Annotated in this window: 18 protein-coding genes; 9 read left to right on the top strand and 9 right to left on the bottom strand. The window is 57.2% G+C overall.

What is annotated here, in order from left to right; genetic code table 11:
• Nucleotides 1–25: 25 nt before the first annotated feature.
• The 6 genes from VFX97_15195 to VFX97_15170 form a co-directional block, all read right to left on the bottom strand.
• Nucleotides 26–376: a glyoxalase superfamily protein gene (locus VFX97_15195; protein HEX5704545.1), complete on the bottom strand. Its 351-nt coding sequence runs from the start codon at nt 374–376 to the stop codon at nt 26–28.
• Nucleotides 377–465: 89 nt separating this feature from the next.
• A complete protein-coding gene (locus tag VFX97_15190; protein HEX5704544.1) occupies nt 466–729 on the bottom strand; it encodes a DUF3303 family protein in 264 nt (87 codons plus the stop codon).
• Between the two features lie 147 nt (nt 730–876).
• Nucleotides 877–3,027, bottom strand: coding sequence for a lysylphosphatidylglycerol synthase domain-containing protein (locus VFX97_15185; GenBank protein ID HEX5704543.1), 2,151 nt, complete (start codon nt 3,025–3,027; stop codon nt 877–879).
• A gap of 122 nt (nt 3,028–3,149) precedes the next feature.
• Entirely contained in the window at nt 3,150–5,858 is a 2,709-nt protein-coding gene (locus VFX97_15180) for an alkaline phosphatase family protein (protein HEX5704542.1), read from the bottom strand.
• Nucleotides 5,859–5,959: 101 nt separating this feature from the next.
• Nucleotides 5,960–8,170, bottom strand: a complete 2,211-nt coding sequence (locus VFX97_15175; protein HEX5704541.1) for a hypothetical protein — start codon at nt 8,168–8,170, stop codon at nt 5,960–5,962.
• 140 nt (nt 8,171–8,310) lie between these two features.
• Nucleotides 8,311–9,939, bottom strand: coding sequence for a trypsin-like peptidase domain-containing protein (locus VFX97_15170; GenBank protein HEX5704540.1), 1,629 nt, complete (start codon nt 9,937–9,939; stop codon nt 8,311–8,313).
• Nucleotides 9,940–10,132: 193 nt separating this feature from the next.
• On the opposite strand from VFX97_15170, the gene VFX97_15165 reads away from it, so the two are divergent.
• The 9 genes from VFX97_15165 (at nt 10,133) to VFX97_15125 (ending at nt 17,201) form a co-directional block, all read left to right on the top strand.
• Nucleotides 10,133–10,576: a (2Fe-2S) ferredoxin domain-containing protein gene (locus VFX97_15165; protein HEX5704539.1), complete on the top strand. Its 444-nt coding sequence runs from the start codon at nt 10,133–10,135 to the stop codon at nt 10,574–10,576.
• Between the two features lie 118 nt (nt 10,577–10,694).
• Nucleotides 10,695–11,150: a hypothetical protein gene (locus VFX97_15160; protein ID HEX5704538.1), complete on the top strand. Its 456-nt coding sequence runs from the start codon at nt 10,695–10,697 to the stop codon at nt 11,148–11,150.
• Between the two features lie 23 nt (nt 11,151–11,173).
• Nucleotides 11,174–11,497 carry a hypothetical protein gene (locus tag VFX97_15155; protein ID HEX5704537.1) on the top strand — a complete coding sequence of 108 codons (324 nt, stop codon included), beginning with the start codon at nt 11,174–11,176 and terminating at the stop codon, nt 11,495–11,497.
• 184 nt (nt 11,498–11,681) lie between these two features.
• Nucleotides 11,682–12,152, top strand: a complete 471-nt coding sequence (locus VFX97_15150) for a (2Fe-2S)-binding protein (GenBank protein ID HEX5704536.1) — start codon at nt 11,682–11,684, stop codon at nt 12,150–12,152.
• 2 nt (nt 12,153–12,154) lie between these two features.
• Nucleotides 12,155–14,566, top strand: a complete 2,412-nt coding sequence (locus tag VFX97_15145; protein ID HEX5704535.1) for a xanthine dehydrogenase family protein molybdopterin-binding subunit — start codon at nt 12,155–12,157, stop codon at nt 14,564–14,566.
• Nucleotides 14,567–14,647: 81 nt separating this feature from the next.
• The gene (locus VFX97_15140; GenBank protein HEX5704534.1) at nt 14,648–15,517 is read left to right on the top strand and encodes a xanthine dehydrogenase family protein subunit M; all 870 of its coding nucleotides are present in this window, start codon (nt 14,648–14,650) and stop codon (nt 15,515–15,517) included.
• A gap of 120 nt (nt 15,518–15,637) precedes the next feature.
• Nucleotides 15,638–16,081, top strand: coding sequence for a carbon monoxide dehydrogenase subunit G (locus tag VFX97_15135; GenBank protein ID HEX5704533.1), 444 nt, complete (start codon nt 15,638–15,640; stop codon nt 16,079–16,081).
• Between the two features lie 74 nt (nt 16,082–16,155).
• Entirely contained in the window at nt 16,156–16,563 is a 408-nt protein-coding gene (locus VFX97_15130; GenBank protein ID HEX5704532.1) for a hypothetical protein, read from the top strand.
• Between the two features lie 80 nt (nt 16,564–16,643).
• Nucleotides 16,644–17,201, top strand: a complete 558-nt coding sequence (locus VFX97_15125) for a Uma2 family endonuclease (GenBank protein ID HEX5704531.1) — start codon at nt 16,644–16,646, stop codon at nt 17,199–17,201.
• Nucleotides 17,202–17,206: 5 nt separating this feature from the next.
• Here the strand turns inward: VFX97_15125 and VFX97_15120 are convergent, their stop codons facing one another.
• The 3 genes from VFX97_15120 to VFX97_15110 all read right to left on the bottom strand — a co-directional run bounded on the left by VFX97_15120 (nt 17,207) and on the right by VFX97_15110 (nt 21,297).
• Entirely contained in the window at nt 17,207–18,016 is an 810-nt protein-coding gene (locus VFX97_15120; GenBank protein HEX5704530.1) for a 5'-nucleotidase, lipoprotein e(P4) family, read from the bottom strand.
• 73 nt (nt 18,017–18,089) lie between these two features.
• Nucleotides 18,090–19,685 (bottom strand): aminopeptidase P family protein, encoded by a 1,596-nt coding sequence (locus VFX97_15115; protein ID HEX5704529.1) that lies wholly within the window; start codon nt 19,683–19,685, stop codon nt 18,090–18,092.
• Nucleotides 19,686–19,740: 55 nt separating this feature from the next.
• Nucleotides 19,741–21,297: a protein kinase gene (locus VFX97_15110; protein HEX5704528.1), complete on the bottom strand. Its 1,557-nt coding sequence runs from the start codon at nt 21,295–21,297 to the stop codon at nt 19,741–19,743.
• Nucleotides 21,298–21,441: the final 144 nt, after the last annotated feature.

The following is a 21,441-nucleotide window of genomic DNA, read 5'->3' as shown; positions in this document are numbered from 1 at the left end:
TTCCGGACTTCATCCTTGCTTTACGCTAAGTCATCGGACCCATAACGAAGATCGTATTTCCAAAGGGATCGATGACGTCGAAGGTCCGTGCACCCCAAGGTTCATTACTGGGTGGCCGGCGGATCTCAACTCGGTCGCGCCATTCATCGTAGTACGCATCCGCATCTGCTACTTGCAGGGAAACGCACGCCTCTCTGCCATGACCGGACATGGGGCAGTCAAGGGTCAGCGAGATATTGCCACGATTTACGCCCAGGAGACCGGTCGTGCCGTCCTCCGTGGCTTCAAAGTTCACATCGAAACCCAGTCGATCGACGTAGAACTCCTTTGCAATGCGGAGATCGTCTGCGGGTAGAATTGGTATGGCTTTTTCCATTTTCAAGCTCCCGGTATAGCTTTATTTCTCCTTCATCCTTCATCCTTGCTTTTCGCCGCTCTGGTCCGACGAGTTAATTGGCCGCGCGTTCACAGCAACGAGGAGACCTTTTCAGCCGCCTCCTTTGAGGAAATGACGCGGTAAACCTCAAATTCAACAAGATCTTTCCAGTTAACGAGCCATTCGTCGAGATATTCGGGATGATCCGTCTCCATCAATTGAAAGCATAGTTGCAGTTTTTCATCGACCCAGCTCGATACGTATTCCAAGCCCTCCGGAGCGAGTCGTCCGCGATCCCGAAAACGTCGATATACGGGTACAGGATCCTGGTTCTTAAAATGTTCGACGATCATGTACAGCAACGCGGTTCCTCCAAAGCGCAGAGCCCAATTGTTACCACCGTTAAAGAACCGCGGCACGACTAAATAAGAGCGCGGGCCGCGGCATAATCAGCCTGGCAAGCCAAACTCTCGTCGACGCGCGCTCGGCCCGCAAACCCTTCACTCGTAACTCAACGCATCAACTGCATCCTGGCGGGCGGCGCGCAAAGCGGGATAGAGCGCGCCGATTGAGCCGCCGATCAAACCGACGACGAGGGAAATCGCGATCCATTTTGGCTCGATGTCCACGATCAGAGACGTCGAACGCATTACGGTCACGCGCAAGAGCATCGTGAGAACGACGCCGATGAAAACACCGAGCACGCTGACAATAATTGCTTCCTGCTCAATGACCCAGGCAATTGAAGCTTTCGACATGCCGAGCGATTTGAGAATGCCGATTTGCCGCGTGCGTTCAGTTACGGTCGTGTACATCGCGAGCAGAATCACCAGGGTGCTAATTGTCGCGGCGACGCCGATGACGACTTTCAGAAAGATGTTCAGCGCGGGGACGGCGCCCAGGTAAATCTCAGGCAGGTCACGGGTGAAGATGATTTGATCGTCAGGAAACTTTTCTTTGATACGCGCGGCCACCTGATCCTGGAGCGCTGGATCGTTGCAGGCGATCAGAATCGCGTTGCAGCGGTTCTCGCTGCCGACCTGGTCCTGCATCGTCGCGAGGGGAATTTTCAGGCTTCCACCGCCTGATGGTTCATAAACTCCGACGATGCGAAAAGGTCGTTCGTAGATCGTAACCGTCGAACCGAGTTCCACCTGATTATCGGCTTTCCATTGCGGAGGGATGATCACTTCGTCACCTTTGTCAAGACCGCGGCCCTCGCGAATCGTCAGACCAGCTAACGCAGCATAGTCGTCGAACGGAATACCTTCGATCAGACGCGAGCCAAAGCCGCTATCGCTGCGATCGAGGCTCTGGCCGATCGGCACCGCCGTGCGCACGCCTTCGACGCGCCGGAGTTCGTCCGCATGAGCGACGGGAATCGTAAAAGATTGCGCGCCGCTCAGTCCGAGCGTTCCGGCGGGGCGCAGAAGAATTTCGGCGCCAATTTTTGCTTCACGCCGGCCCCGTTCACGCAAAACGCCGTGCGCCAGGCCGACAGTGAACACGACCAGCAAGACACCGAGCGCGATTCCGGCGATGCTGACCGCCGTGCGCGCGGGACGATGGGCAATGTTTGAAAGTACGAGGCTGTCGGCAAGCTTTTGCAGACGCGGACTGCGGTGCAGCAGACTCGCCCAGGCGTTCGGCACGGCGCGCGAGGTCAGCACGAGCATGCCCATAACGGTCCAGAAAATGATTGCGGCCTTGCGAACGATGGCCAGTGCGAGACCGATCGCCGTCGTATAGCCGAGCGTCTTCAGAATGATTCCGTTACCGGTTTCGTACACGCCGATCGTGCCCGGGACAAATCCAAACGCGAAGTTAATGACTTTCGTCAGCGACTCAATGATGTAAGCCGCGCCGGCGCTGGCTGAAAAGCCGAGGAGGCGCAGCGTCATATACACCTCAACCACGCTGCTGATGTGCGCCGCGACATCGAGACCAATCATCGTCAAGAACGCCGCGCGCCGTCGCTTAAAGAACGCGTAAATGGTCAGCTCGACGCGATAGATGTGATGCCGGCGCGTTCGAAGAAACCTGGGACGAAAGCCTTTGCGGCCCAGCTTGTCGATGAGCGAGGTGACCAGCGTCGCCCGCCGACGGGTGGCCAGCGCGGCGGCGATCAGCCCGAGAAATGCGATCGCGGCGATGAGGATTAGGACTTCCCGCGCAACCGGCGGCACCGCGTAGGTGAGGAGCATCAGCAGCGCGCCGCCGAAAATCATCAGCACAACTGAGAGGTTGTACAAAAGGTTATCGACCACCAGCGCCGGCACGCCGTGCACCAGCGGGACTCGCTTTCTCAGGAGGGCGATTTTCGTCGGTTCGCCAAGCAGTGGACCGGCAAACGTGAGGAAGCTCATCGCTTCTCCACCGAGTCGCGCGGCGAACGCCTGCATGAAGCTAAAGCGGCGATGCTCAGCCGGTACCGAAATGCGCATCGAGATGGTCCGCAGCACGTGGCGAAAACCGTTGAGCGCGACGATGATGAAGAACCCAAAGCCGACCCGGCTCAACGCCGTGAAGATTGGTTGCACGCCAACGCGCCGCACGACGTACCACAGCAGTAGCGCGCCGAGCACGAACGCGACGGCCTGGCCCCAGGCAATCATGCGTTTGGTACGAGCAGATTTGGAGGTATCGGTCACTTAACTCTCAACTCTCTGTTAATGAAAGATCAGAACCGCCTGCGTCAGCGGGCGGGTTGATCTAAAGCTACGATCCCCGTGACGATTTCAACCCACCCGCTAACGCAGGTGGTTCTGACTGGCTACCGGTTGTTCTGACCTGTGACCTCAATAACCACACGTCCCGGAAATCTCACAAAGCCGCGCTTCGCTAATTCTTCACTGGGCCGGTTGTCGCTTTGCAGCCTTCCGGTCAGCGCCAAAATTGTGGGCACGACACTCAGGCTGTCGTAAGGTTCGTTAACCGCGAGTCCGCGCGGCACGCCATTGCCGGCAAGCATGAACGTTGATTGCGTCGAAACGCGGAAGAACGATCCGTGATTACCGCCGGGATTGAACCCGCGCACGTCGAAATTCCAGTGGTTATTCGCGAACACCTGCAAGTCAGTCTCCGCCAGACGGCGCTGGCGGCGACGCAGTCCGCGCAATAATCTTTCGTCTTCTGAAATTCCGTGGCCATTCACGTCCGTGCCAGGCGCGACGTGCAGCGTGAACTGTTCGTGCAATCCAATCAGCGCGTTAGAGTATTGCGTCTTGTGCAGCGCGCGCAACCACTCGACGTCGGAGTGCCAATTGTTGAGCCACGCCGCACGATCGCCACCATTCGTGTCCAACCGGGCATCTTCGAAAATGCGCAGCGGCAAGTCCGCCCGCCAATCGAGACGCTCAAAACCAATGGTTCCCTGTTCGTCCTGCGTCAGGCTGGCAATCGGCAGATAGCGCAACTGAAGCTGTCCCGTCCCTTCGCCACGCGGAAGGATGAGCACCTGCCGATCAGGACCGCCATAAAGCCAGATGGGATCGCCATCCGGCCGCAAGTCGTCCGATAACAATGAACTCAGCCACTCGCGCGGAATGCGTGTCGCGAGAAAATCGACGGGCGCGTTCGCGATGCCGGGCTGCACATTGTTCCGCACTGTCTGCCGCTTTATCAGATCGAAATAATTAATGCGCACAAAGCTTTTTTCGACGTCGAGTGAACCATCACTCTTCAGTACCAGACCCTCGCTCCCGAGCCCGACGACATAGTTCTGCAAGTTGTGGATCGAGTTCCGCGGGCCCATCGCGTTCTTCGGAATCAATTCTTCGATCTTCAGCTTCGCCGGCGAAAACGTCTCAGCATGAAGTGACAGCAAACGCCGCATTGCGCCGACGTACGCCGTATACTTCGCCGCCATCTCAGTCCATTGCGTGACGTGGATACAGATGCGGCGGGCATTGTCGTCGCGGCCCATCTCTCGATCTTCAACGGTGAACTTTTTCGGCTGTGACTCGCAGCGGGCGCGCTCGGTGTCAGTCGCGCGACGCAACGCGTCTACTTCGTGATCAATCTGCGAAAGTTCCTCGCCCAAAGCCGTTCGATTCCGGGCAATCACCTCAAAGAAGGCGTTCATCGCCGCGCGGCGTTCCTCCGTCGCGAGGTTTTTCCGCTGCAACTGCTGAAGCAGAATATGCAGCACGTTCAGGTCGCTGTTCCGAAAGTGCAAACCGGCGCGTTCGTTGCCGTCGAAATCCAAAAGCACCGTCGAATAATCAGTACTCTGCCCTTTCAGGTAATAGGTCTGCGACGTTGTCGTCACGATCGGCGGCACAAACGGATTGATGCCTTTAATCGCGTAATCCAGCAGCAGGCGACGCTTGGTGATGACGTGATGGCCGCCGCCTTCGCGCGTGCCGAGCAGCTTTACCAGATTGAAGCCCTGGCTGAGCACGCGCTCGTCCGTGTTGAAACCATGATCTGAGACGATAACGAAAACTGTTTCCGACGCCAGTGGACTCTTTTGAATGCCCGTCCAGATTCGTCCCAGCAGCGCATCAAATTGACGAAGCACTGCCAGGTGAGACTCGCGATCGTTCGTGTGGTGGGCCGCGTGATCAAACGCCATGTCGAACAGATCGAGATAGCGCATGCGCGGATCGTTCAAAGCTTCAATGAGCTCGCGTTCGTATTGGCTGAAGACTGCGTGACGAAAGTCGATGCCGACAACGAACTCCTGCGCCAGCTGCATGGGGGGCTTGGAAATCTGTGCTACCCCGGCGCGCTGCAAAGTGCCGAGTCGCGCGCCGCGACCGTAAAGCTGCGGGCCCGGCAGCCTTTGATAATTGTCGTACGCGTCCATCAGCAGAGGCAGGCCGAGTGAATCGATCACTTCGGTGCCTGGCATATCCACATTCCCGCGATACGCCTGCTTGAAATAGAACGGCATGAAATTCAGGTAGTCGTAGGTGTGAAAAATGTAGCGATCGAATTCGACGTTACCTTTGATTTGCAGATGGTGCCCCGTGTCGATCAACGACCATGAGGGGCCCGACAGGCTCATGCCGCGCACATAGAAGTTCGTGAGCCGCGTTCCGTTCTGATAGAAGATGTGCTCAAACCAGGGTAAGCGGCTCTTGCCCGTTTGCGGATCGCGCTCGCGCACGAAGCGATCGACTGTCTGATAAGGGAGACCGTCGACTTTCAAAAGGACGACACGCTTGGCCTGGGCTGGCGCGGATTGAGCGAGTAGAAGCAGAAAGAAGGCTACGACAATTGGACCCCCCATGCTTTGCACCGAAAAGTAACCAAAGCCGTTTCTTGCTCCCCTCTCTGCGTGCGGAGACGGGTTGGGGGTGAGGTTGGCCGCGCCCAACCCCTGCTCCTCCCCGTTTACGGGGAGGGGCAAACGAAAGAACTGTAAGCCACCTTCCGTGCTTCGACACAGCACCGCCCTGTTTACGCCCTTAACTGCTTCGCGCGAAGCGAAATCGGGATTTCGCTTCGCGCGAAGATAACCACTAATTGAAATCATCGGTCTATAAACATTTGGCCGCTACGCGGCCATAATCCACACCAAATCTCACTTGTGATTTCGCTTTCACCAAACGTGAACGCCTGGGCTACTTAAATCAATTAAGGCTGGCCAATCTCTGCCAAAACCGACTTCGCGTCGGCTGCTTTGATGCGATCGCCCTCGCTGACGGCTTTCCGCAAGCGCTCGGCCACCGACGTGCGCCACTCTGAATTCGGCTGCTGCTCGCGGAACAGGCGGAGCATCTCTTTGCGCGCCGTCTTGTCGTTAATGCGCGACAGCACGTCCAGACACAAGGTGCGCGATTCGCTGTCATTGGTGCGCTCGAAGACTTTGGCCGCAACCTTGGCCGCGGAACCGTTCGCTGCGGACGCATTGTCCGCTAAAAACCGAAGCGAGGCGCGCACATTCGGCAGCTCCCAGGCGACCTCGATCTGCGGCGTTGACCTGACAACTCGATCAAGCAACGCAGTGTGGTAACGAACCCGCCGCGCCAATTCCATTCGCTGCTTAAGCTCGGGCGACCCGTCTTCGCGATGAACGTAGCGACCGAACGTCACAATGTTCCCCAAGCCGAAGAGGAAACGCATCGCCGGCCCGTGCGCGAGTGAAACCATTTCTTCGCGGCGATCGCGTTCGACTTTTGCGGGCAAACCATTTTCACGCCGCGCAAATTCGACGAGCGCCGCATACTGCTTATGCGCCAGTTCAATCTCACTGTTCATGTCGTTCGACATCGGATTGAGCGAGACAGTTTCCAGACGCCGCTGAAGTTCATCGCGCAGCCTGGGATTGACCGTTGAATTGAAGGCGAGCACCAGCTTCAGTTCAGAATAGCTGCGCACACGCGACGGCTGATTGATGTCGATACCCCGCCGGCCGGTCAGGAAGGAGTAAACTTTGCGGCCCGCAAAGTAGGGCCAGTTACCAAAACTGGATATTGAAAGAACGTTGTTAGTGACGTCGTTGAGAACGCGGAGGGACATCTCGCGTTTTTTCGGATTCATACTGGCGCGAAAATCAATCAGTAGCGCCGGAATCTTCGGATGATTCAGCCCATACACCGCCAGCGGAATCATCTCGACGCGTCGGGCCGCATGCGTGTCAGTCGTGCGGCGATTCTCGGCATCGAAGTAACGCGTTTCGGAATAGCCGCTCCACTGTTTCAGGCGTTTGTCTTTCCACGGATTCGAAATGTTCAGGAACCGTCCGCTGAATCGCCGCCCGTTTTGCGCGACCACCTCATCTTTCGAAATCCAGAGCAGCGCATGTGTCGCAGTGCCATCCGGCATCGTCAACGGCTCGAAATAAAGACCGTCTGATTCGGCTTGCTGTCGCAGAAGCTCCCAATTGTGACCACTGACATCGAGCGACTTGGTGCCATAGCTTGTGACAGTCGATTCGTACTTGTCGGGCCCGTACAAACCGCCGAACGTATTGTTCGAAAGCAGAAGGCGCGCGCGCAGCTCAAGCATCTCGCCCGGCGCAAACGCCTGTCGCGTATCGAGGAGCGGTGTACTGCCGTCGTTGATTTCGCTCGTTGCAGGAGCTTCATCGACACGTTTGGCGAGGAACTCATTTTCATCGCGCGCGCGTTGTTCCAATTTCTCATACGTCCCGAGGATCGAGAGCGCTTGAGTGACGTGCGCCTTGCGATAGTCCGAAAGGTTCTGCCGGTACGAGCGACTCGATGCCTTCAAAGGCATACCGTACGTGTCAAAGAACGCGTTCTGCAGACCCCACCAGAAGAATCGATTCCAAGTGGCGCGCTTCGCGTGCGCGAGATTGAGAATAGGATTCGGCGGGCCGGAAATATTTTTCTTGTTGCCGACGCGCCGGTACAGGAACGGGATCGCCGCGGCGATGCGCTTTGTCATCGACGGCTGCGTGTACGTCAACATCCAAACGTAACGCAAGCGATCGTTTTCCGGGTTATCGTCGCCCAGCGTGTCGCGCAGAACGCTTACCAAAGGAACTTCCGGCGCGGACTTCCCGGTCTCTGCCAACCCGTCGAGCCGGCCGAAGATTGTCATCAGCTCTGCGCCACTTGATATCTGGAGACGTTCGACCCGGAACTGAGGCACCGGCTTGTTTGCTTCGGCCCCTTCCGCTTTTTCTTTGTCGGTATTCGCGACACTCGCGCTAACCGGCGGGTCTTCAATGGGAGAAGTTTTGGCTGCGGGTGCTAACCTGACCGCGGTCTGTTCAGGGGTCTGCGCAGGATTATCGCTCCAGCCGAGCGAAACAACTGCCAGCAAAACGAGTACGCGCACAACGTCGCGCCAGGGGAATTTGGGCCGGCTTCGATTCATCACTCTGAGGCTGCTACTCGGAAAAACGCTCCAATTTCAACAAAGTTCCTGCGCTTTAACTCTTCAATTAATCGAATCTCGACTGGTTCGGTGATTCGTTGGCAATCACCATGCCGTCCCCAGGGGTTTGGCCGCATGCCTCAATGAGTACTCCCCGGCCCTGCGTTGGAAGCTTCTTTCGGCTCTGCTTCGGGAGTTTCCGGCGCCTTCCATCCCGCGCGTTCCAACAAGGTCAAGGCGTACCGCACGGGCACTGCGAAATTCGACGCGGTGTTCTCCGTAAAAACCGCGAACGTTACACCAATTACGCGTCCCGACGGTCCGAACAGTGGCGCGCCTGAGCCACCTTCTCCGGTGCGCGCGTCGTAAACGATCTTCCGTGCGTTGAGATCGGTGATGTTGCCCTGAGTCATCAGCGGCTGAATATGTTTCGTCTGCGCGAGATAGCCGAGTGACGCCTCGACTGATCCGTAGCGCGCGAGAACTCCGCGCGCCTCATTCTCGTCGAGCAAGGCTAATAAGCGATCGGGGCCGTTCGGGTAACCCATCGTCACCACCATGTTGCCGACGACTTCGTTGGCGTCACCTTCCAACGGCAGCACCGGAACGTTTTGCGGGACATCTTTCACGTCGAGCGTGCACACGGCCACGTCATCGCGGCTTGATGCCTGCTTGAACTTCAGCCCCAACGGTTGAGCTTGATCCGGAAAGTAAGCGACCAATTTTTTCAGACGCGGCAAACCACGCACAGTGCTATTCAGACTCTGCGCGCGATCGTCGGAGTCCCAGGGCCGCACGACGTGACGATTAGTGAGCAGGTATCCGTTACCGACGTGAAAGCCTGTGCCGACAAAATCGTATTCCGCGATCGCGCCGTTGCCTTCGGGCGTCAGCGTCGTCGAGTCTGATCCTGACTGAACATTATTGCCCGATTCGTTTGCCTGTGATTCCGGATATCGCAGCTCCCGGCCGGTGCCGGCTTCGACAAACACATACGAGCCGTAGATCAGAGCCACGCCACTACCGTAATCGGCGCGCAGCTTCGCCGCCAGCGAAAGGCTGCGAATGATGTTGTTGTTTGACTCGCCCAGTTGCTTAAGTTGCTGGTTGGTTCGTTCCAGCTCAGCTTTCGCCGCTTCCGTTTGCGCGCGCAGGTCGTCATTGATTCGCCGCGTCCGGCGCAACTCGTTGACCACTCCGAAGCCGATGTAGAGCGAGCCAATTACCAGCGCGATCAGAATGGCGAAGGCGATAATTTTCGTGCTTGGGTTTATCTCGCGTACCAGTTCGCGCGTGAACTCGCGCAGGAAGATCTTGGCGTCATCGCGGCGTGATGAAGTCGAAGCTTCCATCGCCGCCTGCTCAATGAAGGGCGCGACGTGCGCGCCGCCGCGACGGCCCGGCACGAGCGCGGCGTTTGCCTGGATTGGGAAAAAATGGATCGAAGGCCCATTAGGTCCGATCCAAATTTCGTCGCCGTCATCGATGGTCTTGTTTGATCTGATCGGCCGTCCGTTGAGGGTTACTTCCAAACTTGATTCGTAGCTGGCGATGCGATAGACGCCGTTCGCACGGGCCAACTCGATCACCGGACCGGTGGCTTTGGCTGCCGCAACCTCAGGCAAGCGAATCTTCACGTCGCACTCGTCCGTAGCGCCGATCGTAATTCGGTCGGCCATCACGACCTCAGTCGAGCGATCGTTCAGCGACGAGATGTGAATGACCACGCCGTCGGACTTGCGTTCAGTGATTTTGCGAAAAGTCTGCATCCGCTTAGTAAATTAGGCGCCCACCACCCGTCCCCGCCCTATATCCGCGGCGTCGGTCAGTGGTCGCCCGTGTGCAAATGAATCTTACAATGAAAATAGCTGCACGCAAAGAACTTAAAGCCGTTTGGAAGACGCGCGTGGACGGGCGGTTTGCCAAATAAAACGACGCAATCGTTCGTGATAGGATGATGCCATGCCGCAAGCTGAGTTTATCGAAGATTTTGAAAGGCTGCGCTCTCTCGCACCGGTAACGGCCGCGCCGCTCAGCCACCACGTGTTCGTTTGCACCGGCAAGTCCTGTTCGTCCCGTGAAAGCGCCGCAGTCCGTGATGCTTTTGAACACGAGTTGAAACAGCGAGGAATCCTTTTTGGCAAAGAAGCGAAGGGTAAGAACCCGCAGGGCAGCATCATTGTCACTGAATGCGCATCAGTTGGCTTCTGCTCGATCGGGCCCACTGTCTTGATCTATCCGGATGGAGTTTGGTACGCACAGGTGCAGCCGAAGGATGTAGCCGAGATTATCGAGGAACACCTGCTAAACGGGCGCGCCGTTGAACGACTCGCGTTGATGCGAGTGCCCGGTGTTCCAAATGCCAGTAACGAGCAACCGACGAATGTCGGAGACTGGGAAGTCTAGCCGTCACTGAAGTTATCACTCTTCTCTCTGAGTCTCTGTAAAGTGCTCGGGGCCTCTGTGGTGAAATGTGTCAATAACAACTCACCACAGAAAAACTGAGATCGCACAGAGACACGGAGTGGCCGCCTCGACAGCAGCCAGCACACGTGATATTGACGCCACGCAGATGCCGCAAAAGCCTCTGAAAGCACTCGGATTCGCCGTGCTGATTTGGATTGTCGGCTTTGTCTGGGGCAGCGTCGTCTTCATGACGCCGGCGCTGAAAGCGACCCCGCCGATTCCTTACATTTCAAACAATCCGGCAATTAGTTTTCCGATATTGTTGATTTGGATTCCGCTGATTTACTTTCTGGCGAGAGCCTACTTGTCGAGGGTCAACGATCCCGATCGCGAAGGATTCAAGCTTGGCCTTATCTTCGCGGGGACGAATTTCATTCTCGACCTGGTTGTGCTGGTGCTGCTCCTGAAGGCCGGCGCAGGCTATTTCGCCGCAGCCTCCATTTGGTTTGCGTACTTTCTTTTGCTAATAATTCCATGGCTCACGGGCCGGTCGCTGCAAAAGGCTCTACCGTGAGATTCATTTTCGAGAGGACAGACATGGCTTACACACATAACGAACTGAAACACAAAACGCTGGCTGAGCTGCGTGACATCGCGAAAGACATCGAGCACGAGGCGGTGCAGGGCTATACGCAACTTAATAAAGAGCACCTCGTCGTGGCTCTATGCAAAGCGCTGAACATCGAGATGCACGAGCACCACGATGTCGTCGGCATCGACAAAGCCGCGATCAAGACTCGCATCAAGGAACTCAAGAAGAAGCGCGACGCGGCGATAACGGCGCACGATCGCGTGCAGTTGAAAAACGCGCGGCGATCGATTCACCGTTTGAAGCGACAGATTCACAAAGCAACGGTGTGATCACCAGGATGACAGACGTTTAGAGGCGGGGCTACTGCCCGCCTTCTTATTTGTCGTGATGAGCGGGTGGTGGCCCGCCTCATCCAATCATGGTTGAAATGTGAATTGACTTTCCTCACGAACTGGCATAGAAAACCGTCCAAGTTTCGCCTTCCGGAAAACAGAATCAAAAGTGAGGTAGCTCATGAAGCAGGCTATCAGTATCAACGTCAATGGTGTCGATCACGCATCAGAAGTCGAGCCGCGCGTCTTACTTGTGCACTTTCTCCGCGAGGTGCTCGGACTGACGGGCACGCACGTCGGTTGTGAGACTTCGATCTGCGGCGCATGCACCGTACTGCTGGATGGACAGGCGGTAAAGTCGTGCACGGTGTTCGCAGTGCAAGCAGACGGGACCAACGTCACCACAATTGAAGGCCTCGCCGCAAACGGTCAGTTGCATCATGTGCAGGAAGGGTTCTGGGAATGTCACGGCTTGCAGTGTGGCTTCTGCACGCCGGGGATGATTATGACTTCGACCCAGATCATCGATCGCAACCCGAACCCTTCGCGCGAACAGATTCGACACGGCCTGGAAGGCAATCTCTGCCGCTGCACCGGATATCAGCACATCGTCGAGGCGGTGGAATACGCGGCGAAGAAAGCGAGCGCATAGGTATGGCTGATAAGTATGTTGGAAAGCGCATTAAGCGCACGGAAGATCCGAGACTCATCAAAGGCCTGGCTCATTACGTTGACGATATCCGTTTGCCGGACACGCTGCACGTTGCGTTTGTGCGATCCATTTACGCGCACGCGCGCATCACCGGCATTGACACGACTGAAGCTTTGAAAATGCCGGGCGTGGTGGCGGTCTACACGGGCAAGGACATCGCCGAAAAAGTCGGGCCGGTGCCCTGCGCCGCGGCGCTCCCCGGTTTGAAAGTGCCGGATTATCGTGTGCTCGCGACCAACAAGGCGCTCTTCGTCGGTCATCCGATCGCCGCAGTCGTCGCTACAGACATGTACACCGCGCGCGATGCTGCTGAGGTCATGTACCCAGGCGTGATGGTGGAAGAGTTGCCTTTCGTCGGCACGCCGATCGACGGAGTAAACACTAACACCCTCCTCCACGAACACTTCGAGGACAACATCGCTTACAAATTGACGTCTGGCGAAGGCGACATTGACGCGGCGATGAAGGCAGCCGACAGAATCGTTTCTCAAGAGATGATTCACCAGAGGCTCGCGCCAATTGCGATGGAGCCGCGCGGGGTACTCGCCAGGTATTTCCCCGGCGAAGAGGAACTCACTGTTTGGTCATCGACGCAGATTCCGCACCTTTTGCGCACGCAACTAGCTTTGATGATCGGTATTCCGGAAAACAAGCTGCGCGTGATCACGCCGGAAGTTGGCGGCGGTTTCGGATCGAAGCTGAATGTTTATGCGGAAGAAGCCTTGCTCGGCTGGATTTCAGTTCAGCTCGGTAAACCGGTGAAGTGGATCGAGTCGCGGCGTGAAAATGTGCAGGCGACAATTCATGGCCGCGCGCAGATTGGCACCGTGGAAGTCGGCGTGAAAAACGACGGCACAATTACTGGCCTGCGTTACAACGTAGTTGCCGATCTTGGTGCTTATCACCAGCTGCTGACGCCGGCGATCCCCACGCTCACCGGCTTGATGCTGAGCGGCGCTTACCGAATTCCCGCGATTCAGATGAACGTCACCGGTGTTTTCACGAACAAGATGTCCACCGACGCCTATCGTGGCGCGGGCCGGCCGGAAGCAACGTATGTCGTCGAACGCGTGATGGATATTGTCGCGCGCGAACTGAACATGGATCCGATCGAGGTTCGTCGCAAGAACTTTCCTGCGGCAAGCGAATTCCCTTTCCATGTGGCCACCGGGTTGGATTACGACAGCGGGGACTATGAAGGTGCTCTGGCGAAGGCACTCGATCTTTCGGGTTATCAAGAGTTGCGCGACGAACAGAAAAAAGCGCGTGAGAACGGCAGGCTAATCGGAATCGGCCTGTCGAGCTATGTCGAGATTTGCGCGCTCGGCCCGTCGCAGGCGATGCCGGCCGGCGGCTGGGAAAGCGCCACCGTGCGTATTGAACCGACCGGCAAAGTCACGGTTCTCACCGGCGCGTCACCGCACGGGCAGGGACAGGAAACTTCGTTTGCGCAAATCGCGGCTGATGAACTCGGCGTCGATCTCCACGACGTGACGGTCATTCACGGCGACACCGGCATCGTGCAATACGGCATCGGCACCTTTGGCAGCCGCGCAACTGCGGTCGGCGGCACAGCCGTGCTGATCGCAATTCAAAAACTGAAAGAGAAAGCTGCGAAGATCGCCGCGCACATGTTGCAGTGCGAAGCTTCTGGGATGAGATTTGAAGCAGGCTGCTATTCGAGGGAAGAGGCCGCGGCTGCCGCAGCGACGGGAAAATCCGAGCCTGTCGTTCCGGTCGGTGAAGGTCCAGCCGGAGCTTTGAACGATATTCCGACGCCCACGAATGGACGTTCGAAGCTGACTATTCAGGAAATCGCTCTCGCCGCGCACATCGCGAAGGAGCTCCCGCCGGACACTGAACCTGGCTTGTCGGCAACGTACTTTTTTGAACCGAAGAATTTCACCTTCCCCTTCGGCACGCACGTCTGCGTCGTCGAAATCGACAAGGACACCGGCGAGACAAAGATTATCCGGTACGTCGCCGTCGACGATTGCGGCAAAGTGATCAATCCGCTGCTTGTCGATGGCCAGGTCCACGGCGGCATCGTGCAATCGATTGGTCAGGCGCTCTACGAGGAAGTGATTTACGACGAGCAAGGTCAACTGATCACCGGCGAATTGATGGACTACGCCCTGCCGAGGGCTTCAAACATGCCCTGGTTCGAACTTGATCGGACCGAGACGCCTTCGCCGGTGAATCCGCTCGGCGTAAAAGGTGTGGGCGAAGCGGGAACGATCGGGGCGACGCCGGCAATCGTGAACGCCGTGGTTGATGCGTTATCGCCTTACGGCGTAACGCATATCGACATGCCGATTCGCCCGGAAAAGGTGTGGAAGATTATTAACGGATGATGGGAACGCGGACGCCCTCGTCCGCTGAGTTGTTGACACGGTAATGCGGGCGAGGCGCCCGCGCTTCAAAAAGAGGTCATCATGATTCCAGCAGAATTTGATTATGTCCGCGCGAAGACGCTCGATGAAGCATTGTCCCTGCTCTCGCAAAATGAAGAGGCCAAGATTCTCGCGGGCGGACACAGCCTGATCCCGGCCATGAAGCTGCGTCTGGCGCAGCCGTCGCTGCTCGTGGACATCAGCCGCATTCAGGATCTGAGTTACATCCGCGAAGAGAACGGTCAGATTCGCATCGGCGCGATGACGACACATTACCAAGTCGAATCGTCAGACCTGCTGAAGAGTATTTGTCCGCTGCTGCCGGATTGCGCTTCACACATTGGCGACATGCAAGTAAGGAACAAAGGCACCATTGGCGGGAGTGTCGCGCACGCGGATCCGGCGGGTGATTGGCCGGCTGCGATAATCGCCCTCAACGCCGAGTTGGTAGCGGCCGGCAAGAACGGTGAACGCACGATCGCGGCCGACGACTTCTTTGTTGACATGCTGACGACGGCGCTTGAGCCTGGCGAGATTCTGCGCGAGATTCGCATCAACAAAACGAACGGTCGGACGGGACATGCCTACGTGAAGATGCCGCATCCCGCTTCGGGTTTTGCGGTGGTCGGCGTTGCCGCGAATCTATCATTCAACGGTGGCAGCGACTGCAAGTCGGCGAGTATCGGCATCACGGGCGTCTCTTCAAAAGCCTATCGCGCAGCGGGCGTCGAAAACGCGCTGACCGGCGCGGCCGTGAACGACGAAACGATTTTGAGCGCGGCGAACCACGCAACTGACGGGGTTGACGTTAACGGAGACGTGTTTGCTTCGGACGAATACCGAAAGCATCTGGCCGCGGTTTACGTGCGGCGTGCGATCGCCGCGGCAATGCAGTCAGTACCATCCGCATGAGTGGGTTTAGAGCGGGCTACTGCCCGCCATCGTGATTTTTAGAAAGCAGATCTTGACTGACTTTTACAGGAGGCGGGCGGTAGCCCGCCTCTAAACTGTCCTGAGGATTGATGCCATTTCATGAAAGTTGACGCCACCTACGAAATTAAAGCCCCGCGCGAACGTGTCTATGCGGCACTGATCGATCCCGAAGTTCTTCGTCTGGTTATCCCCGGCTGCGAATCACTCGAAAAAGTTGACGAGAATCACTACAACGCGACGATGAAAGCCGGCGTCGGCCCCATCAAAGGAACTTTCACAGGCGACGTCCGTCTGGAAGACATGCGCCCCCCGGAGCATTACCGCATTGTCGTGCAAGGCAAGGGCGGCGCGGGATTCGCGAAAGGTTCAGCCGATTTTGATTTGGAAGAGAAGGACGGCGGCACGCTGATCAGGTACGTAGGCGAGATGCAGATAGGCGGCACGATCGCCGGCGTCGGCCAGCGCATGATTCAAGGCGCGGCCAAGATGATGGCCACGCAGTTCTTTGCTAAACTCGAAGCCGAAGTTAAGAATCGCGAGTAACCCCCTCCAGTTCCCCAGGCAATTTCCCCGAACCAGGAAGATTAACCACCCGCTAACGGAGGTGGTACTGACTAATGCCTGCGCTCCGCTTTCAGATTCTTGAGCTGCTTCTGCTGGCGATTCCGATTGCCTGCGTCGCCTGGACGGTGACTCACGAAGAGGTCTTTCGCGAGCCGCGTGAGTTCTGCAAACGTCGCAGTCAGAATTGCCGTCGTTGGTACGAAAGAAAATTCTTCTATCTGTTCACCTGCGAGTACTGCTTCAGTCACTACATCGCCGCCGCGTTCCTGATCATCACGCGCTTTAAGTTGCTGTTTCCGGATTGGCGAGGCTATCTAATCGCCTTTTTTTCCCTCGTGTGGATTGCGAATCAATACATGAGCGTTTACAACCGGCTCCGGCTCGATATCAAAACCGAAAGACTGGAAGGTGAGATCAAAGAGGAAGAAGCGGCGACGGCCAAAAAGAACAACCATCGATAACCCGGAGTCAGCCTCCCGATGCCAAATTTTTGCCACTGACAGCCGTGTTATACTCCGCGCCGTTCAACATCCCAACAATCATGTCAGCCAACCTCAAAAATCACTTCACGGTCAGTGAATACGAACGCATGGGCGAGACCGGAATGTTCCCGCCCGACGCGCGCGTCGAACTGATTGAAGGAGAGATAATTGAAATGTCTCCCATCGGAAGTCGCCATGCGGCGTGCGTTAAGCTCGTGGGCAGGATTCTCAACCAACATGTCGGCGCAGACGCGATCGTGAGCGTTCAGGATCCCATTCGGCTAAACGATTGGTCTGAACCGCAACCCGACGTAGCCATTTTAAAGTTTCGCAAGGATTATTATCGCGAGGGTCATCCAGGGCCGGATGACGTTCTGCTGGTGATCGAAGTTGCCGAGACAACGGTCAATTACGATCGCCACGTGAAGATGCCGCTCTACGCGCGCGCCGGGATTTCCGAAGCTCTGTTGTTCAACTTACCTGAAGATCGACTTGAGTATTTCTCGCGGCCGGAATCGGGGATGTATCAAGTCAACCGCATTCTCAGCCGCGGCGAACGGTTTGAATCAACGAGCGTCCCCGGGCTCACGCTCGACGTCGAAACCAGCCTCGGCTAAGGCGCCTAAAAATCCTTCAGCGTATTCCTTCGCTTCTCCGCCTTCTGCTCCTCAGTCAATTTAGACGGGTCGCCGTACATCGCTTCTTCCCAAGCGCCGTACATCACGTTGGGCAGAACGATAAACCGGCTACCGAAATTAGATTTGTTCTGAGTAGTGGCGGCAAGCCGACTCTCGATTGTTTTTCCCAGTTCGAAGATCTCTGCGAAGTCATTCAAGTTGTCGCCCATTAAAAGCACGACGCGATGCCTCCTGGCTATGCCATCTCGCCGCGGTTGTTTACTCGAGACGTCAGTCCGCACGAGCACGGTCTCGTCACTGACATCAGGGAAGCCCACTTTCTTCAGATTTTGCGCCGTGCACTGCTTCTCTGATTCGCGACGATTGGTGACATAGAACACGCGCACGCCGCGCGAATTCGCGTAGCGGAGAAACTCAACGGCCCCCGGAAGCGCTGCGGCTTGAGCTTTTTCACACCAGGCGAGCCAGGATTTCGATTCGTAGGCCGTTCTTGTCTTAACGGTCATCGCCTGATACGGACTGTTATCGAGCACGGTTTCGTCAACGTCAACGATCACCGCGCGCCGGACACGCCGGTTACGATTTGCGCGCAGATCCTGATCCAGTCGCAGACGCGCCAGTGCGAACGCCTGATATGCCAACGCTCGCCACTCGCCCGACGTCTGCGTCCAGAGGATCCCGCCGACCTGATGTTCGTTATCGATCTTTTGGGCTGAGGCGGCTGAGACCAGTGCCAGAGACAGCGCGCCGGCAATAGCAATCTGACGGATCAATAGGCGAAACGTGTATCGCATCAGTTGTCCTCCAATGTGTCCTCGCAAAAAGGCGGGCAGCAGCCCGCCTTGAAGAGTTAGATTGTTTTGAACGTTACCGGCTGCCGCCTTCGCGACGCGCGCGCGCCATGAATGCTTCGATATCCGGAATGCTGCGCGCCAGGGCCGCGGACATCCACTTCACGCCGGTCTCCGTGACCAGCATGTCATCTTCGATGCGCACCCCGATGCCTTTGTATTTCTCAAACGCCGGGCGCACGGCTGCGATGAATTTTTCCATCTCAGGCGTCTTCGGCAAATTGTCGAGCGCATCTGGACGTATGTAAATACCCGGTTCGTTCGTGAACACCATGCCCGGTTCAAAGGTCGCGCCGCCGCCGACATCGTGAACGTTCATGCCCAGCCAGTGCGACGTGCCGTGCATAAACCAGATCCGATATTGGTCAGTGTTGCGATCGGTAATCAGACCAAGCTTGAGCAGTCCATCCTTGATTACTTCCGTGGCCGCATTGTGAACCTGCGAGAGATTGGCGCCGGGTTTCGTTACCCGCGCGCCTGCTTCCTGTGCGTCGTAAACGATCTGATAAATCTCGGCCTGCTCTTTCGTGAACTTGCCGTTGACGGGAAACGTTCGGGTGACATCCGCCGTGTAGTGCTGATATTCCGCGCCGACGTCCATCAGCATGAGTAGCCCCGAATGGACTGGTGCCTGCGATTCATTGTAATGGAGCGTGGTGGCGTTCTTGCCGCAACCCACGATGTTCGGATAACCCCAATTGTCAGCATTGCGCAGCTTGAATGTGTAAAGAACCTGCGCATCGACTTCGTATTCCCATTTCGCCTGTGGCGCGAAGGCCTGTGCGCGCTGATGAGCTTCGATGCTGATGTCGATCGCGTGTTGCATGACTGCGAGTTCCATGGGGGACTTGCGGAGACGCAACTGTGTAAAGATTGGCGAAGCGTTCTGCACGTTAAAGCCGGAGTCTTTCGGCCACGCGCCGGCAAACCGTTGCTCCTGCCGGTACTCGCGGCTATCACCTTCGCGCGGGAAATTCAGAAGGTAGAGCGCGCCCTCGTTTTTCTGCGCAGCCGCGAACAGCGGCGCCATTCCCTCACCGTTTGTCGTCGCTGATTGGGTGGACGAGAGCAAAATGTTTTCCGGTTTCGGGTGGTACGACTCGCGTTTGCCCAGCGCGGCGACAAAGGGCGCAAACTCGCTCGCTTCCCAAATCTCTTTCACGCCGGACAGCTCGCTGGCCTGTTGCGGACTGTACATGTAACCGTCCCAAGTCTCGCGCAAAGCATTACGGCGCGGCAGAAAAAGAATTTCAGGCGTGGCCGTGCCCGGCATTAACACAAGCACAGATCGTTTCTGATTCAAGTGCGTCAGGTAAAAGAGGTTGTTCTCCTGACGAAAGTGATAATCGACGTCGTTTGCATATACGCGTGGCTCAGCGCTGAAGAGAACGAGGATCGACTTTGGTCCGATGGCTTCCGCAACTTTCTGACGACGGGTCGCCAACTCGGCCTGGCGCTTCGCGGTGTCGAATACCGGCGCCGGCGGAGCAACGCGAATGACCGCAGGTTCAGCGGGAAGCGCAGACGTTCCAGTCGAGAGCGGTGCAGCCAGAGCGACTACGGCCAGGGCGGTAACAAACAGCAGGGATAATGGGCGGCGAAGTGTCTTCATCGATAAACCTCTAAATATTTCTTGAATGCCTTGCAATCAGAAAACGGGTCGACCATCAAGGCCGCGGACGTCTTCGGGGAAAATTGGGTCGCGTTCCAGCAGGAAACACTCGCGTACGGCCATCGGGAAAAGTGACCACCGTCGAGCCGTCCGAGCGTCTCTCGACTCGCGTACCGTTTGGAAAGGTTTGAACCGGTGGCGGCGTCGGTCGTGGCCGCCGGTCCTGTGGTGGACCGAAATCGATTAATGGCGGTTCTGGAGGCCGACGATTCGTATCGGGCCCAGGGTCGCGTTCGTTCGCCACTTGAGGCGTCGCCTTTACGGCCGGTTTCGTCGCGCTGGTCTGTTTGACGCGCTTGTCAGCGTCCGCAGTCGGGTTGACGTTCTTCGGCTTTTCGGCTTGCACGTCAGCCGCGGTTGTTGTCGTGGTCGGCGCCGGTTCGGCGGTCGGCGCCGGAGTCGCCGCCGGCAGGGTAGCTGCCGCGTCTGACTTCCGTGCGCGATAAATGAGGAATCCAGCCGCGACACCCACGATCATCAGAAGCACGACCGCAGCGGCCAACCACATGCCACGCGAGCTTAGCGAAGTGGATTGAGCCAGCTCTGCGCCGGCAATCTGGCTGCGAACCTTTGTTGCTTCATCGGCGAGCAGAGTTTGCGCTTCGTTCCCGGCACCCTGCGTTCGCTGTCCCGCCACTTGAGTTCCCGCGGCAGGCGCAACCATGTCGGGGCGCGTCGTGGCCCCCGTCGCAGTCAGCACCGTTGGCATCTCGCCCAGCGCGCCGGTCGATGCCGAACGCAGCGCTTCGCGCATGGCTCCGGCTGACTCGTATCGGTCGTCGCGTTTCTGCGACATGGCAGTTTGCAGAACCTGAGCTACCGCGCGACTAACGTTCGGCGAGACCGAATCAGCCGGCGCCAGAGGATCTTCCATGCCGTTGACAACCGCAGCCGCGCGACTGAGCGCATCGGGCGGCTTCACGTTCGTGATCAGGTGATAAAGGGTGGCCGCCAACGCGTAAATATCGCTGCGCGGATCGGTCCCGAGCCCCTGGACCTGTTCGAGCGGCGCGTAATTCGGCGTGTAGCCAAAGATGCTCGCCGAAGTCGTGACCACCGACATCTGGCCGCCCGAACCTTTCGCCAAACCGAAATCGAGCAACACAATCTGCCCGCGCGCGGTGAGCTTCAGGTTCTGCGGCTTAATGTCGCGGTGAATAATCTGCGGGTCCTGCGTGTGCAGGTAATCCAGCCCGTCGCAAAGCTGATCCGCCCATTGCAGAACGTCCGCTTGCGGAAACCCACTGCCGCGACGTCCCTGCATCTCGAACAGATCTTCGCCCGGGATGTACTGCATCACCAGAAACGCGCCTTCGTTTTCGGTGAAATGATCACTAACTCGGGGCAGCGCTTGATGATGAAGTCGCGCCAGCAGACGCGCCTCACGCTCGAACTGTTTCCGCAGCCTCTCGTCGGTAAACAGCGTCTCTTTCAGCGCGACGACGGTGTCCAACCGCAGATCGACTGCTTCATAAACCGCGCCCATACCGCCCTGGCCGAGCTGTCGCACAATTCGGTAGCGACCTTGTAAAACTGTTTCTGGCGCAAGCATCCGTTAACCCAAGTACCCTGAATTCGCCGGGAAGTTTAGCATTGCCTCGTTCGGCAAGGCTAACCTTTAATCACGCTTCCCTCGAACATTACACGACGGCGCGAAGGAATCGTTTCGCTTTTGACGGGCAACGGGCCCGGCCGG

It is taken from the genome of Pyrinomonadaceae bacterium, from assembly GCA_036277115.1.
Classification (GTDB): Bacteria; Acidobacteriota; Blastocatellia; order Pyrinomonadales; family Pyrinomonadaceae; genus UBA11740.
This window is presented reverse-complemented; position numbering and strand designations above follow the sequence as displayed.